Here is a 14,435-nt window from a genome sequence, read left to right on the forward strand (position 1 = left end):
CGGATCCGGCCCATGCCCCCCTGGAATCCGCCGCGTCGCTTCGTCACGGGATCCGCGAAGGACCCGCACGGAACGTCGGATTCAGTGACCGGGCACGTAGCCGCGCTTCTTGTCGACCACGTTGACCAGGGGCCGGCCGGCCGCCCACCGCTCGTACAGCTCCACGAACTGGGCGCCCAGCTCGTCCCGCCAGCCGACGGTGTCCCCGCTCATGTGCGGGGAGACGATCAGCCCCGGCAGGTCCCACAACGGGCTCTCCGCGGGCAGGGGTTCGGCGGTGAACACGTCCAGCGCGGCGCCCGCGATCCAGCGCCGTCCGAGCGCACCGGCGAGGGCGTCCTCGTCGACGAGCTGCCCGCGGCCGACGTTCACGAAGAACGCCGAGGGCTGCATCACCCCGAACCGGCGGGCGTCGAACATGCGGTACGTCTGCTCGGTCAGCGGAGCGGCCGCGATCACCCAGTCCGCGCGGGAGATCAGCCGGTCCAGGTCGGCCGGGCCGTGGATGCCGGTCCGTGGCACCCGTCCGACCAGCGCGGTCGTCACGCCCAGGGCCTTCAGCGTGCGGGCGATCGCCCGGCCGATCGGCCCGGAGCCGACCACGCAGGCGCGCGTGCCCGCCACCCGCCGGCCCTCCCGGTGCCGCCAGGTGCGCTCCCGCTGGTGCTCCAGGGTGCGCGGCAGGTCCTTGGCCACCGCCAGGACCAGGGCCGCCACGTACTCCGCGACGGGCTGCTCGAAGATCCCGCGCGCGTTGGTGACCACCGTGCCGGAAGCGGCCAGCTCCGGGCACAGCAGATGGTCCACACCCGCGCTCGCGGTGTGCACCCAGCGCGGCCTCGGCCCCTCGCCCGGCCAGGCCTCGCGCACCGCGTGCGAGGTGAAGTCCCACACCAGCAGCACGTCCGCCGCCGGCAGCCGCTCGGCCAGGTGCGCGGCGTCGGTGCGCACGATCCGGGCACGGCCGGTGAGGCGGCCGAGCCGGGGCGGCGGATCGGCGTCGAGAACGAGGACCGTGGGCGTCATACGGGGCGGCTCCGGGCGTCCGACATGCGCGGATTGACCACGCTGGCACCCGGACCCGATCCCGTCAACACGTTCCGGCCGGCCGTCCGTTGCCCCGCTGTCTCCCGGCGCGGGCGCGGCGCCCTCCCCCCTTCGCGGGTGGGCCCGGTGGGGCGACGAGCAGCCGGCCCGGGCCGGCGGCACCCCGCAGACGTGGCCTCTCCTGCGAGTCGGTGGGCTGGGCCGCGTCGGCTGGGTACCCGGGTCATGGGCCGCAGGGGCCCGTACCGCCCGCACAGACGCAGGAAGGCTGGACATGACCGCACTCGGATTCCTCTCCCCGGGCCACGCCGCCGAGGACGACTATCCGCGCATCGAGCAGCTGCTGGGCAGCGACATCCGGGTGGACCTGGCCCACACGGACGCGGGCGGCGACGCGCACGGCGCGGGGGCGCCGCGTGCCGCCGTTCCCGCCGAGCGGCTCGCCGCCGGCATGGAGGGACTGCGGCTGGCCGGGGCCGAGACGCTGGTGTGGGCGAGCACGAGCGGCAGCTTCGCGCACGGCTGGGACGGCGCCCAGGAGCAGGTGCGGGCACTCGCCCGGCTGGCCGGGATGCCGGCCTCCTGCACCTCCTTCGCCTTCGTGCACGCGGCCCGGGAGATCGGCGTGCGGCGGGTAGCCGTCGGCGCGACCTATCCGGAGGACGTCACGGCCCTGTTCGCGGACTTCCTGCGGGCCGGCGGCCTGGAGGTGACCGGGACGCGGTCCTGCGGCATCACGGCGGCCGAGGCCGCCACGTGGGGGGAGGAGGACGTGCTGACGCTGGCGCGTGCCGCCGACGTGCCCGACGCGGAGGCGGTACTGCTGCCCGGCACGGAACTGCGCACGGCCGCACACGTGGCCCTGCTGGAGAAGGTCCTGGCGAAGCCGGTGCTCACCGCCAGCCAGGTGACCGTGTGGGAGGGGCTGCGGCTGGCTGACCGGCGGGTGAACGCGCCGACCCTGGGGACGCTGTTCACGCGGGAGCCGCTGGTGCAGGCGTAGCCGGACGGGAGGCCGCGGCCACGGGGCAAGCGCCACGGGGCAAGCGGCCACGGAGTGAGCGGTCACGGACAAGCGGCCGCGGAATAAGCGGTCACGGAATAAGCGGAGGCCCCCTCCTGTTGGCGGAGCGAAGGACAGCACACGCTCGCAACCAGGAGGCCCACACCGTGTCGGCAGACGAGATCCGGGGCACGACGCACGGGACCGCCCCCGTCCCCCTCTCCGTACTCGACCTGGTGACCGTCGGCGCGGGCAGCACCGCCACGGACGCCCTGCGCACCAGCGTCGCGCTGTCCCGCCTGACCGAGTCCCGCGGCTTCCACCGGTACTGGGTGGCCGAGCACCACTCCATGCCCGGCGTCGCCTCCTCCTCGCCCGCCGTGATCCTCGCCCACCTCGCCGCCCACACCGACCGCATCCGGCTCGGCTCGGGCGGCGTCATGCTGCCCAACCACGCCCCGCTGGTGATCGCCGAGCAGTTCGGCACGCTGGAGGCGATGGCCCCCGGCCGGATCGACCTGGGCCTCGGCCGCGCCCCCGGCACCGACGGCGCCACCGCCGCCGCCCTGCGCCGCACCGACACCCTGAACGAGGGCGCCGACGACTTCCCGCAGCAGCTCGCGGAACTGCTCCGCTTCCTCGACGACGACTTCCCCGACGGCCACCCCTACCGCCGGATCCACGCGATCCCCGGACCGGTCCAGGGCACCGCCCCCGGTGGCGTCCAGTCCGCGCACCGCCCGCCGGTCTGGCTGCTCGGCTCCTCCGGTTTCAGCGCCCGCCTGGCCGGGATGCTCGGGCTGCCGTTCGCCTTCGCGCACCACTTCTCCGCGCAGAACACCATCCCGGCGCTCGACCTGTACCGGCAGACCTTCCGCCCCTCCGCGGTGCTCGACGAGCCCTACGCCCTCATCGGCGTCTCCGCCCTCGCCACCGACGACGAGCGCGAGGCCCGCCGCCAGACCAGGGCGATGGCACTGAACATGCTCCGGCTGCGCACCGGCCGCCCCGGCCTGTTCCCGGACCCGGAGGAGGCCGAGCGGCACGAGTTCAGCACGTTGGAGGAGGACTTCGTCGGCTCCTGGACGGCCAACGTCGTGCACGGTACGGCCGACGAGGTCCGCACCGGCCTGGACGATCTGCGCAAGCGCACGGGCGCTGACGAGCTGATGATCACCTCGCACGCCCACCGCGGCGAACTGCGTCTGCGTTCCTACGAACTGATCGCGGACGCCTACGGGTTGCCGACCGCGTAGGTCTGCGTCCCCAGCAGTTCGGAGATGCGGTCCGGTGACACCGGGCGGGAGTACAGCCAGCCCTGTCCGGTGTCGCAGCCGATCCGGCGCAGCCGGGTGGCCTGGGCCGAGGTCTCCACGCACTCCGCGGTGACGGTCAGGCCGAGGCGGTGCGCCAGCTGGATCATCGCCTCCACGATCACCTCGTCGGCCGGGTTCGGGGCGATCGCCTTCTTGTCGCCCTCGTACTGGAAGCCGCGTACGAAGGAGCCGTCCAGCTTCAGGACCGACACCGGGAGGCGGCTGAGATACGCGAGGTTGGAGTAGCCGGTGCCGAAGTCGTCGATGGCGATGCGCACCCCCATGTCGCTCAGGGCCTGCAGAGCCTGCAGCGGCCGGCCCGACGAGCCCATCACGGCGGACTCGGTCAGCTCCAACTGGAGAAGGTGAGGGGCGAGTCCGGTCTCGGCGAGGATCTGCGCCACGTCGGCCACGAGGTCCGAGTCCCACACCTGGCGCACGGCCACGTTGACGCTGACGAAGATGGGCGGCTCGCCCGGGTGGTCCAGTTGCCAGCGGCGGGCCTGCCGGCAGGCGGTGGCCAGCGCCCAGCGGCCGAGCTGCACGATCGAACCGTCCTCCTCGGCCAGTCCGATGAACCGATTCGGCGTCAGGGTGCCGAACTGGGGGTGGTGCCAGCGGATCAGCGCCTCCACCCCGCTGAGCCGGCCGTCCTCCATGCCGACCAACGGCTGGTACTCCAGGGCGAATTCGTCGCGCTCGATGGCGGGGCGCAGGGTGGAGGAGAGGGCCTGGCGGGTCATGCGGTGCGCGTTGCGCTCAGGGTCGAACAGCGTCCAGCGGGCCTTGCCGTCGGCCTTCGCCCAGTACAGGGTCGTATCGGCCGCCTGCATCAGGCCGGTCGCGGTCGTGCCGGCCACGCGCCGCTCGACCACGCCGATGGACGCGGTCAGCGAGAGCCGCTGCCCGGCCAGGTCGAAGGGCTCCTCCAGGGACTTCAGCGCCGACTCGGCGAGGTCGGCGAGCTGCTCGGTGCCGGTGGAGTCCTCGATGAGCAGGGCGAACTCGTCGCCGCCGAGCCGGGCCACGAGGGGAGTGACGGCGCGGGTGCGGCCGGCCTCGTCGGCGACCCCGGTCAGGCGTTCGGCGACGGCCGCGAGCAGCCGGTCGCCGATGCGGTGGCCGAGGGTGTCGTTGACGGCCTTGAACCCGTCGAGATCCAGGTAGCACAGCCCGATCCGGCCGGTGCCGCTCTCGGACGGCTCGGTCTCCAGCGCGGTCGTCAGCCGCTCGAAGAACAGCGTGCGGTTGGGCAGCCGGGTCACCGGGTCGTGCATCTGCAAGTGCCGCAACTGGGCCTGGAGTTCACGGCGGACGCTGATGTCGGTGGCCGAGAGCAGCACGCCGGGGGCGCGGTCGGCCAGCGGGGTGACGGTGACCTGCACCCAGAGCGCGTGCCCGTCGGGGCGCTTCAGCCGGCGGGTGCAGCGCATCCTCGTCTGCCCGCCGCGCAGCACCTCCCGGTAGGCGTGCCAGGTGCGGGCGTCGGAGGCCAGGTCCATCAGGTCGGCGGCGAGCTGCCCGGTGAGCAGCTCCGGATCCGTGCCGAGCAGCTCGCCGAAGGCGGGGTTGGCGCCGGTGACGATGCCCTCGGGGTCCACGACCGCCATGGACAGCGGTGCGGCCGCGAAGACACGGTGGTAGGTGGATTGGTCACTGTCTGTTACGGCTGACCGGTCGAGGTCTGCCGCGGGCGTCGGCCCTTCGGACGTTCCGCTCACCGCTCGCTCCCGCAGTGCACTCGATCCCTGTCCGTGCCGGAAAGTGTGCCGATCATAGAGGCTGGCCCCGGGGCCTTCCAGCCGCTCTCCAGTCTCCCGGACGGAGTACAGGTTCTGACAGATCGTTTCTGCCCGCACCTGGACGGCTTCTTCAGGCCTCCGACCAGTTGTGACGTTCCGTGAATGTTCCGGGGTGTCGAGCGCGGGCGTGCGCCGGTGCTCCGATGGGGCGTACTCACTCTTCTGGTGCAGGCGAACAGGGCATAGAGCGACAAACCACAGCAATCTGGGTGCGGATCAAGTGAACCGTCTCCGGAGGTCATGTCCGTGCCCAAGTTGCGCAGCACCGCCGCCGTGTGCACCACGCTGTCGGCGCTCGCCGCGACCTCGATCCTCACCGGCCCGTCGGTCGCCGAGCCCTTCTCGACGGCCCCCTGTGCCCTGCACCGGACCGCCGCCCACCACTCGGAGGGCGTGGACAGCTGGAACACCGCCTATCCCCGGCCGACCGGGGCGCTGGACGCGGTGCTGGTCTTCCTCTCCTTCCCGGACGCCGAGCCGCGCACCACCCCCGCCGAGCTGACCGCCGACCACTTCCCGGCCACCAGCCGCTTCTACGAGCGCGCCTCGTACGGCAGGTTCACGCTGCGCCCGCACCCGCTGAAGCACTGGCTGCGCATGCCGCGCCCGTCGACCTCGTACGCCATAAGGCGGGACTGGAGCGCGGAGGACCGGGCCGCCTACCTGCGGGACGCGTTCGCGCTGGCCGACAAGGAGGTCGACTTCTCGCGCTACCCGGTCGTGTACTTCGTCGCCGACCCGGACGCGCCCGGCGTGGACTCGGACGCCACCAAGGTCGTGAACCTCGACACGCCCCTGCGCGTGGACGGCACGGACGTCCGCCGGGTCGTCACCGTGTTCGAGAGGCACCCGCCGGACCGGCTGGTCCTCGCCCACGAGACCGGCCACGTCTTCGACCTGCCCGACCTCTACCACCGGCCGGCCGACGGCAAGGGGGACTGGGACACCTACGTCGGCGACTGGGACCTGATGGGCAGCCAGTTCGGGATGGCACCGGATCTGTTCGCCTGGCACAAGTGGAGGCTGGGCTGGCTCGACCCGCGCCAGGTCGCATGCGTGCGCGGCACCGAACCGACCCGGCTCACCCTGGAACCCCTCGCCGCCGGACCGGGGGTGCCGGTGCAGGGCACGGGCGGCGCGCCCGCGTTCGGTCTCGGCAGCGGAGTGAAGCTTGCCGTGGTCCGCACCGGCGAGGACAGCGCCGTCGCCTTCGAGGCGCGCGGATCGGCCGGGAACGACGGCGCGTCCTGCCGGCAGGGCGTCCTGGTCTACCGGGTCCGCGGCGGCGCCGAGTCCGGCGGCGGCCCGGTCGAGGTGGTGGACTCCCACCCGCACAGCGAGGCCTGCTGGGAGAACTCGGTCTACCCGCCCCTCGCCGACGCCCCGGTCGCCCTCGGCGAGAGCTTCACCGTCCCCGGGGAGGGCGTGAAGGTGGAGGTGGAGGGGCGCACGGCATCGGGTGCCTGGACCGTGAAGATCACCCCGGCCATGACGGCGTGATCCCTGACCGGGCGGCGAACCGGCCGGAAAACAACGATGGCGAGTCCCGACCGCGTTTCCGTGGTCATGACTCGCCATCGCCAACGTGCGCCGCCAGGGACTCGAACCCCGGACCCGCTGATTAAGAGTCAGCTGCTCTAACCAACTGAGCTAGCGGCGCCTGCTGACGTCGTAGACATTAGCATCCTGATCGGCGGGAGGAAAAATCGATATCCGCACGGCCGCGCGGGCGGCTCGTACGGCAGCCCACAGGACGACCTCGGGGCCCGGCAGCCACGGGTGCCGGGTCTCCGGGGCGACCAGCCAGCGCGCACCGCCGCAGGCCTCGCCCGCGGCCGGCGCCGGGACGGTCACGGCGTCCCCGGTGCCGTGGCACAACAGCGGCGGCACCGCCTCCGTCCGGGCGGAACCCCACTCCTCCCAGGCCAGCAGCGAGGGCAGCCGCTGGGCCGTGCCCACGGCGGCGAACAGCAGCACCCGGCCCCGGAACAAGGCGACCGGGCCCGATCCGAGGCCCCCGTCCCACAGCCGGTCCAGCATCCGGCGCCCGAAGACCGCCGGGGCGCTCACCACGTCGAAGACCGTGCCGCAGGGCAGGACGACCGGGGCGTCCGGCCGCTCCTCCCAGAGCGACAGCGTGCTCCGTGGATACGTCGCCGCTGAGGCGAGCCAGACGGCGCCGTCGCGGGTCGCGCGGGTGACGTTCGGTGCGCTGCTCATGACGACTACATGTACCCGCCGTGCATGCGCGGTTCCCCTGAGTTGCCGAAAAGCCGGACAGGGTGGCGGGGCGAGGAGTATCTTGCCCACCCGGCATATGCCAGGTGGGTCGGCACGGCGGCTACACGGGATCCGGCGACGTACGTCCCTCGTTGCCGCCCCGCATCAGGTCCCGCCCGAACTCGACCATCTTCTTCGCGTAGTCCTCGGTCCACTCGGCCCGTTCGGCGATGTCCCCCGGGGTCAGCCGGTCGAACCGGCGCGGGTCGGCCAGCTGGGCAGCCGCGATCGCCTGGAACTCCACGGCCCGGTCGGCGGCGGCACGGAACGCCTGGGCCAGCTCCGTCGCGCGCGTCAGCAGGGCCCGGGGGTCCTCGACCGACTCCAGGTCGAAGAAGTGCTCCGGGTCGGAGGCCGCATCCGCGGGCTCGAAGAGCAGGGGCGCGGGGCGTAGCCGCGGTTCGTTACGACGCGGCGTGGGCTCCGCCATGTCTTGTCTCCTCCTCGTACGGTTCGCTGGGCGCCGCCTTCAGGTGGGCCACCGTCCATTGTCCCGCGCCCACGCAAGGGGCGGCCCTGGCCGATGGCTCACCCGGTGTCGTTCTCTACGGCTCCCGGCTCGGCCGCCGTTCATCGGGGCTGCCGGCTCACCCGGGGTTCACGAGGGCTGCCGGCTCACCCGGTGTTCGCTCAGGTGTGCCAGGACGGCGTGGTTCGCCTCCCAGCCGTCCGGGCGGTGTCCGTCGGCCGCCTGCGGCGGCGTGCCGGACTGCGTCCGGCGGGGTGGGGGTGCCGGGTGCCGGCCTCTTCCGCGGGTGTGCCGTCGGTCACGGTGCCCAGCTCACCCGGTGTTCGCTCAGGTGTGCCAGGACGGCGTGGTTCGCCTCCCAGCCGTCCGGGCTGTGTCCGTCGGCCGCCTGCGGCGGCGTGCCGGACTGCGTCCGGCGGGGTGGGGGTGCCGGGTGCCGGCCTCTTCCGCGGGTGTGCCGTCGGTCACGGTGCCCAGCTCACCCGGTGTTCGCTCAGGTGTGCCAGGACGGCGTGGTTCGCCTCCCAGCCGTCCGGGAACTTCACCAGCGTGCCCAGCTGGACCGGTTCCGTGGACGGGTAGTCGTCCAGGAGGTCGCCCACGCCGGCCCGGCAGACCACGATGCACGCGTGCCGGTGCCGGGAGGCCAGGACGCACAGGCGGCCGGTCTCCAGGTGGAAGGCGGTGGCGTCGGGGCGGCCGGAGAGCGGGTGCAGGACGACCGTGATGTCGTACTCGCGGCCCTGGAGCCGGTTCGCGGTGTCGACCGTCACGTCCGCCACGCCCAGGTCGGCGAGGGCCGCGCGGACCGCCGCCGCCTGGTCGCGGTGGGCCGTGCCGACGGCGATGCGGTCGGCGGTGACGGGGGCCGGGTCCGGTGAGCGCTCCGAGGTCGCCGCGCCGCCCCGGTCCAGCAGGCGGCGCACGACCGCCGCCACCGCGCGCACCGCCTCCGGGTCCGTGCGCGGGGTGTGCCGGGCGGGCAGCTCCAGCAGGCCCCAGCCGGACTCCGCGGCCTCGTCGATCACCCGGTCCGGGCCGGAGCCGTCGGAGGGCACCGCGAAGGTGAGGCGGCGGTCGCCGTGGCCGGTGCCGCTGCGGAACGGCGTGTACGGGTAGAACGCATGGGACACCAGCGGGGCCGCGGACGCCGGCAGCCGCCAGGAGACCGGCAGACGGTGCTGGGGCAGGCCCGGGTTGTGGGCCAGCAGAGTGGTGACCGCGGACGCCGACGGGTCGTAGGACAGGCCCGCCCACTGCTCGCTGCCGACGATCGCGAACGGGTCCAGCTGCCCCGGGTCGCCCACGAACAGCGCCCGCTCGAACAGGCCGGCCACGGCCAGCAGGGAGTCGGAGCGCATCTGGTACGCCTCGTCGACGATCGCGTGCCGCCAGGGCTCGTCCACCTTCACGTGCGCCCACTTCGCGGCCGTGGAGAGCACCACCGGCAGGCCGTTCAGGTCGGCCGCCTTCGCGGACGTACGGACGCCCGGCAGGCCGTCCAGCGCCTTGTCGTACGCGTCGGCGTCGCTGCTGTGCAGGCGGCCGACGGGCAGCTCGGGGTCCTTCTCGGCGAGCCGCAGGACGAGGTCGTCCACCTGGGCGTTGGTCTGCGCCACCACCATCAGCGGGCGGCCCGCGTCCGCCAGCTCCAGGGCGGCGCGCACCACCAGGGTGGACTTGCCGGCGCCCGGCGGGGAGTCGACCACCACGCCCCGCTCGGTTCCGTGCAGGGTGTCGCGCAGGATCGCGTCGGTGGCGCGGGCGGCCGCGGCCGCCGGGTCGAAGTCGACGGTCGTCACAGCACGTCCTCCTCGGTCACCGTGTCGGGGGCCTCCGCCGCGGGCTCGCCCGGCGGGCCGCCGTGCGTCCACGGGGTCTCCTCCGGGTCGGGCAGCTTCGCGCCGCCGCGCTGCTCGTGCTCGAACAGCGTGAACAGGACCCGGTCGCCCTTCTCCGGCACCGAACCGGGCTCCGGCTCCTTGCCGCGGCCCATCTTGTCCACGATCCGCAGCACCAGCAGGTCCCCGTCGGGGGCGGACTCGTGGCCGGCGAACTCCGCCGACTGCGGCTTCCCGCCCAGCGAGCGGTACACCTTCGCCCGCTCCGCCAGGTGCGGACGGTCGTCCGTGCGGACCGTCACCAGCGGGCGCGGGCTCGGCCGCTTCCCCTCGCTGTACGCCATCACGACGTCGGTCACCTCGCCCGCGAAGGCCTCGCCGGCCAGCCGCCGCCCGGCCATCACCAGCGGGTCGTCGAGCGCCTCCTGCGCCTCCAGACGAGCCTGCTCGCGCTCGCGCGTCGCCAGCTTGTTCGCCGCCGTCACCGCGTCGTCCCGGCGCGGCTGCGGCGGCTCGCCGGCCAGCACCCGGTCGCGGTGGCCGGTGAACGACCAGCGGTCCCGGGTCCAGCGTTCCTCCACGTGCGCGCCCTCCGGCAGCGCCCGCAGCAGGTCCAGGCCGCGCCACACCGCGTCCCAGGTGGGCCGGGTGCGGCTCTCCACCAGGTCGCGGATCTCCCGCTCGGCCGCGGTCAGCGCGGCCAGCCGGTCGTCGGCGGCCAGGGCGTCCTCGGCGGCGGCGAGGGCGCCGCGCGCGCGGTCGTAGCGCTCGACAGCCGGGGCCAGCAGCTTGTTGTCGAAGGCCGGGTCGGTGGCCGGACCCGCGGGCGGGCACAGCAACTGCCCGGCCGCGTCCCGCTCCAGCTCGGCCCGCCGGGCGGCATCGGCGCCGCTCGCGTCGCCGGGCGGGTCGATCCAGGCGAGGAGAGCGCCCAGGTGCTGGTCCTCGAGGCTGGACTGGCCGGTGGCCCAGTGCCGGGACAGCACGTCGGTGAGGGCGAGCAGCAGCGCGGAGCCGGGGACCCGGGCCCGCTCGCCGTAGTGGGTCAGCCACCGGCCGAGCAGCGGCACCCGGGGCGGTGCCGGGTAGGGGGCCTCCGGCTCCTGCTCGGCGGTGCGGCGGAACCGCATCGAGCGGCCGAGCAGCCGTACCAGGTCCAGGCCGCCGCGGCTCGGCACGATCAGCTGGGGCGCGTCCGCGCACAGCTCGACCTCGACCTTGACCCGCTTGCCGGTCTCCGGGTCGGTCTCGGTGCGCTCGGCCGCCTCGACCGACTCCGCGTAGGAGTCGATGTACGGCAGGACGACGTCGGCGAGTTCGGCGAGGAACGCGAACCGCAGGTCCCGGTCGCGGGGCTGCGGCACGACCAGCAGGCGGGGCGCGTCCCGGTCGGTGCCGACGAGCGCGCCGAGCGGGGCGCCGGCCTCGCCGGCGGTGGTGAGCGGCACGAACACCAGCGGCCGGCCGGACAGGTGCCGGTGCCGGACGGTCGCGGCGGGCTGGGCCCGGCCGCTGCTGACGGCCTCCAGCCGGGCGAGGGCATCGATCAGCGACACCGGCTCACCTCCGGGCGGGCGGCGTCCGCCGGGGCCGCGGCACGCGGTCCGGCCGTGCCGTCCGCCGTGCGGGGAGCCTGCGCCGTGCCGTCTGCCGTACGGAGAGCCTGCGCCCGGCCGCCGGGCTCGCGGAGGGCTTCCGCGCGCAGGGCGGCGGCCCGGCGCAGGGCCGCGACCGCCGGGTCGTCCGGGTCGCCGCTCTCTCCGCGGGCGGCGGACAGGACGTCCTCGACCGTCGTCAGACCGCCCAGTTCGGCCCGCAGGGAACGGCCGAGGCGGGTGACGGCGCCGGCGGCCTGCGAGCGCTCCCGGCAGTGGAAGGCCAGTTCGCATGCGGACAGGCACTCGGGCGCGTACGTCGCCGGTACCGCCTCGACGGCGGCGGTCAGCTCGTCGGAGGGCCGGTCGGGCGCGAAACAGGTGCCCTCGGGAAGGGAGTCGGCGATCTCCTCGATCCGGGTGAGCCGGGCGAGCTGGCGCGCGGTGACGGCGCGTTGCTTGCGGACGTCCACGGCACGGCCCGCGGGCAGGTTGGAGAAGTCCTTCGGGCACACCAGCAGCACCCTGTGGTGCACGCGCGGGGCGGGGGTGAGGCGCGCGGCGACGTCCTCCAGCGCCAGCACGTACACCGCCGCCTGCCGGGCGGCGGCGCCCACCTTCGCGGGGTCCGCCGAGCCGTCCAGCATGGGGAAGGACTTGATCTCCACCACGGACCAGCTGCCGTCCGGGTGCACCACCACCGCGTCCGGCTCCAGGAAGGCGAGCGAGCCCGCCACGTCCAGCGCCAGCATCGGGTGGTCCAGCAGCGTCCAGCCGCCCGCGTCCACGGCCTCGCGCAGCGCCAGCGCCGTACGGGCCGTGCGCCCCTCGGGGCCCTGCGCGGTCAGGTCGGGCACGGCGGCTCCCTCGGGAGGCACGGCGCCCGGGTCCAGGCGGGCGTGCGCCAGCCGCAGCAGCTCGGCGCCGCCGTCCGCCTTCACCTTCGCCTCGAAGGCGTTGCCCCGGGTCAGCGCGAACTGCGACTGCCCGAAACCGGACGGCGTGCCCAGCGCGCTCGCCAGCCGCGCCTTGTCCACCCCGGCGCCGTCCAGGATCGCCCGCCTGCGGCACCCGGGGTTCGCGGCGAGCGCCGCGAGGGCGCGCGCGTCCAGGGCCTTGGCCGGTACGTCGGGGCCGCGCAGCTCAGCGAGCCGGTGCCGGAGCCTCTTCGCCCGCGTCGGCGGGGGAGAGGTCCGGTCCGCCCGCGGCGTCGAGCGGCGACTCGCGCTGCCGTGGAATTCGCTCACCCGCGGAAGTCTGGCATCCGGCACTGACAACCGGGGAACCCGTCCCGCTCGCGACCGGTGCGGGGCGCGGGACCAGGCGGGCCCGCAGCAGGTCCGCGGCCCGCATCACACGCGGCGCCAGCAGCAGGCCGATGCCCATCACGAGGACGCCCGCGGCCGCGTCCAGGAAGTAGTGGTTGGCGGTGCCCATGACCACGAGCGCCGTCAGCAGCGGGTAGGCGACGCCGAGGACCTTCGTGAGACGCGTGCCGCCGTGGCGCCACAGCATCACGCCGCACCACAGCGCCCAGCCGACGTGCAGGCTGGGCATGGCCGCGTACTGGTTGGTCATGCCGCCCATGCCGCGCGGCGCGCTCGCCTCGCCGCCCCACCAGCCGTACGAGCTGTAGTGGGCCATGGTGTCCACGAAGCCGTTCCCGGCCGAGAGCAGGCGCGGCGGGCAGGTCGGCAGCAGCGTGAAGCCGATGAGGCCCATGAACGTGGACGACATCAGCCAGGTGCGGGCCGCCCGGTAGTGCCGGGTACGGGCCCGGAAAAGCCAGATGAGGACGGCCGGCGTGACCAGGTAGTGCAGCGAGGCGTACCAGAAGTCGGCCGGCACCCCGAGCCAGGGCTCACGGGTGAACAACCGGTTGAGCGGGTGCTCGGCGTTCAGGTACAGCAGCTTCTCGACGCGCAGGATCGCCAGACCGTGGTCGACGGCGCTGTTGACGTCACCGCGCGCGAGCAGGCGGCCCGCCGAGTAGCAGCCGTAGACCAGCAGGATCAGCGGCAGCTCGGTCCACCAGCGCAGCCGGGGGCCAGGGGCGACCTCGGTGCCCGGTGTCTCGGTCTGCGGCATCCGATCGCCCTCCCCCTTCGGCTGTGCGGCGCCCGGGCGGGCGACCGTGCCACTTTACGGTGTCCTCACAAGCGCCCATGAGGGGATCCCGTCTCGCTCGTGCGGGCGCTCAGTCCTCGAAGACGTCGGGATCGACCGCCGGGTTGCTCCAGTGGGCGGTGAGCGATGATGGAGGGACCCCGTCCCCCCTGCTTCCGCGGCGTCCACGCGGCGTCCGCGTTCCGGAAAGGTCTCCCATGGCACCGCGCATTCTGCTGGCCCGGCACGGACAGACGGCCTGGTCGCTGTCCGGGAAGCACACCGGCCGGACGGACGTGCCGCTGCTGGAGGAGGGCCGGCGCGGGGCCAAGCTGCTCGGGGAGCGGCTGCACCGCGCTCCGCTGGACGGGCTGGCGGGGGTGGAGGTGCGGACCAGTCCGCTGGTCCGCGCACGCGAGACGTGCGAGCTGGCCGGCTTCGGCGACCGGGCCACGGAGTGGGACACCCTTATGGAGTGGGACTACGGCGCCTACGAGGGGATGACCCCGGCCGAGATCCAGGCCGTCCGCCCCGGCTGGCTGATATGGCGGGACGGCGTCCCGGAGGGCGAGAGCCTCGCGGAGGTCGCGGCGCGCGCGGACGAGGTGGTCGACTGGGCGCGGTCCGCCGACCGTGACGTCCTGGTCTTCGCCCACGGGCACATCCTGCGGTCGATCGGGGCGCGGTGGCTGGGACTGCCGCTGTCCTTCGCGGCGCGTATACGGCTGAACCCGACGTCGCTGTCCGTGCTGGGCTGGGCGTACGGGGAGCCGGCGATCGAGAGCTGGAACGACCTGGGCCATCTGGCGGGCTGACCGCCCGCACCGGATCGCCGGTCACCGCGGCGGCGCGGGGAAGCGCGACCGGCGACTGGTCCGGGCAGGGGGGCCGGTATGCGCGCGTGAGGGGGTACCCCCAGCGCCCGCCCGTGCCGCCCCAGCGGCACGACTGCCCGCAACGGCGGACCGGTGCCGTG

Annotated in this window: 12 protein-coding genes and 1 tRNA gene; 4 read left to right on the top strand and 9 right to left on the bottom strand. The window is 74.3% G+C overall.

The features are described from left to right. Window positions 1-81 precede the first annotated feature (81 nt). The gene (locus IE177_RS05000; protein WP_190013509.1) at window positions 82-1,026 is read right to left on the bottom strand and encodes a D-2-hydroxyacid dehydrogenase; all 945 of its coding nucleotides are present in this window, start codon (window positions 1,024-1,026) and stop codon (window positions 82-84) included. Window positions 1,027-1,321: 295 nt separating this feature from the next. Between IE177_RS05000 and IE177_RS05005 the strand changes: the two genes are divergently transcribed. Beyond that, complete coding sequence (locus IE177_RS05005) at window positions 1,322-2,050, top strand: maleate cis-trans isomerase family protein (protein WP_190013510.1); 729 nt, start codon at window positions 1,322-1,324, stop codon at window positions 2,048-2,050. A gap of 167 nt (window positions 2,051-2,217) precedes the next feature. Continuing rightward, window positions 2,218-3,306 carry an LLM class flavin-dependent oxidoreductase gene (locus IE177_RS05010; RefSeq protein WP_190013511.1) on the top strand — a complete coding sequence of 363 codons (1,089 nt, stop codon included), beginning with the start codon at window positions 2,218-2,220 and terminating at the stop codon, window positions 3,304-3,306. Here the strand turns inward: IE177_RS05010 and IE177_RS05015 are convergent. Beyond that, window positions 3,285-5,087, bottom strand: coding sequence for a putative bifunctional diguanylate cyclase/phosphodiesterase (locus IE177_RS05015; protein ID WP_190013512.1), 1,803 nt, complete (start codon window positions 5,085-5,087; stop codon window positions 3,285-3,287). The two genes, IE177_RS05010 and IE177_RS05015, sit on opposite strands and share 22 nt — an antisense overlap. 321 nt (window positions 5,088-5,408) lie before the next feature. On the opposite strand from IE177_RS05015, the gene IE177_RS05020 reads away from it, so the two are divergent. Then, a complete protein-coding gene (locus IE177_RS05020) occupies window positions 5,409-6,668 on the top strand; it encodes a M6 family metalloprotease domain-containing protein (RefSeq protein WP_190013513.1) in 1,260 nt (419 codons plus the stop codon). An 86-nt stretch (window positions 6,669-6,754) separates the two neighbouring features. Here the strand turns inward: IE177_RS05020 and IE177_RS05025 are convergent. The 7 genes from IE177_RS05025 to IE177_RS05055 all read right to left on the bottom strand — a co-directional run bounded on the left by IE177_RS05025 (window position 6,755) and on the right by IE177_RS05055 (window position 13,441). Further along, window positions 6,755-6,828 (bottom strand) — tRNA-Lys (locus IE177_RS05025). Next, window positions 6,819-7,388: a bifunctional DNA primase/polymerase gene (locus tag IE177_RS05030; protein ID WP_190013514.1), complete on the bottom strand. Its 570-nt coding sequence runs from the start codon at window positions 7,386-7,388 to the stop codon at window positions 6,819-6,821. The genes IE177_RS05025 and IE177_RS05030 overlap by 10 nt, the downstream gene beginning before the upstream one ends. Window positions 7,389-7,509: 121 nt before the next feature. After that, complete coding sequence (locus IE177_RS05035) at window positions 7,510-7,878, bottom strand: DUF8844 domain-containing protein (RefSeq protein ID WP_190013515.1); 369 nt, start codon at window positions 7,876-7,878, stop codon at window positions 7,510-7,512. Between the two features lie 503 nt (window positions 7,879-8,381). Beyond that, window positions 8,382-9,719 (bottom strand): AAA domain-containing protein, encoded by a 1,338-nt coding sequence (locus IE177_RS05040; RefSeq protein WP_190013516.1) that lies wholly within the window; start codon window positions 9,717-9,719, stop codon window positions 8,382-8,384. Further along, window positions 9,716-11,314, bottom strand: a complete 1,599-nt coding sequence (locus IE177_RS05045; protein ID WP_190013517.1) for an amino acid adenylation domain-containing protein — start codon at window positions 11,312-11,314, stop codon at window positions 9,716-9,718. The genes IE177_RS05040 and IE177_RS05045 overlap by 4 nt, the downstream gene beginning before the upstream one ends. After that, window positions 11,305-12,495: a hypothetical protein gene (locus IE177_RS05050; RefSeq protein ID WP_229815936.1), complete on the bottom strand. Its 1,191-nt coding sequence runs from the start codon at window positions 12,493-12,495 to the stop codon at window positions 11,305-11,307. The genes IE177_RS05045 and IE177_RS05050 overlap by 10 nt, the downstream gene beginning before the upstream one ends. A gap of 1 nt (window position 12,496) precedes the next feature. Next, a complete protein-coding gene (locus IE177_RS05055) occupies window positions 12,497-13,441 on the bottom strand; it encodes a phosphatase PAP2 family protein (protein WP_190013518.1) in 945 nt (314 codons plus the stop codon). Between the two features lie 236 nt (window positions 13,442-13,677). Here IE177_RS05055 and IE177_RS05060 point away from each other — a divergent pair, with 236 nt between their 5' ends. Next, the gene (locus IE177_RS05060) at window positions 13,678-14,274 is read left to right on the top strand and encodes a histidine phosphatase family protein (protein WP_190013519.1); all 597 of its coding nucleotides are present in this window, start codon (window positions 13,678-13,680) and stop codon (window positions 14,272-14,274) included. Window positions 14,275-14,435 lie beyond the last annotated feature (161 nt).

It is taken from the genome of Streptomyces lucensis JCM 4490 (assembly GCF_014650035.1).
GTDB lineage: Bacteria > Actinomycetota > Actinomycetes > Streptomycetales > Streptomycetaceae > Streptomyces > Streptomyces lucensis.

Bases quoted from the DNA above. Each gene is read 5' to 3' on its own strand.
- IE177_RS05000 (WP_190013509.1), bottom strand. From the start codon at position 1,026: ATGACGCCCACGGTCCTCGTTCTCGACGCCGATCCGCCGCCCCGGCTC.
- IE177_RS05005 (WP_190013510.1), top strand. From the start codon at position 1,322: ATGACCGCACTCGGATTCCTCTCCCCGGGCCACGCCGCCGAGGACGAC.
- IE177_RS05020 (WP_190013513.1), top strand. From the start codon at position 5,409: ATGTCCGTGCCCAAGTTGCGCAGCACCGCCGCCGTGTGCACCACGCTG.
- IE177_RS05030 (WP_190013514.1), bottom strand. From the start codon at position 7,388: ATGAGCAGCGCACCGAACGTCACCCGCGCGACCCGCGACGGCGCCGTC.
- IE177_RS05035 (WP_190013515.1), bottom strand. From the start codon at position 7,878: ATGGCGGAGCCCACGCCGCGTCGTAACGAACCGCGGCTACGCCCCGCG.
- IE177_RS05055 (WP_190013518.1), bottom strand. From the start codon at position 13,441: ATGCCGCAGACCGAGACACCGGGCACCGAGGTCGCCCCTGGCCCCCGG.
- IE177_RS05060 (WP_190013519.1), top strand. From the start codon at position 13,678: ATGGCACCGCGCATTCTGCTGGCCCGGCACGGACAGACGGCCTGGTCG.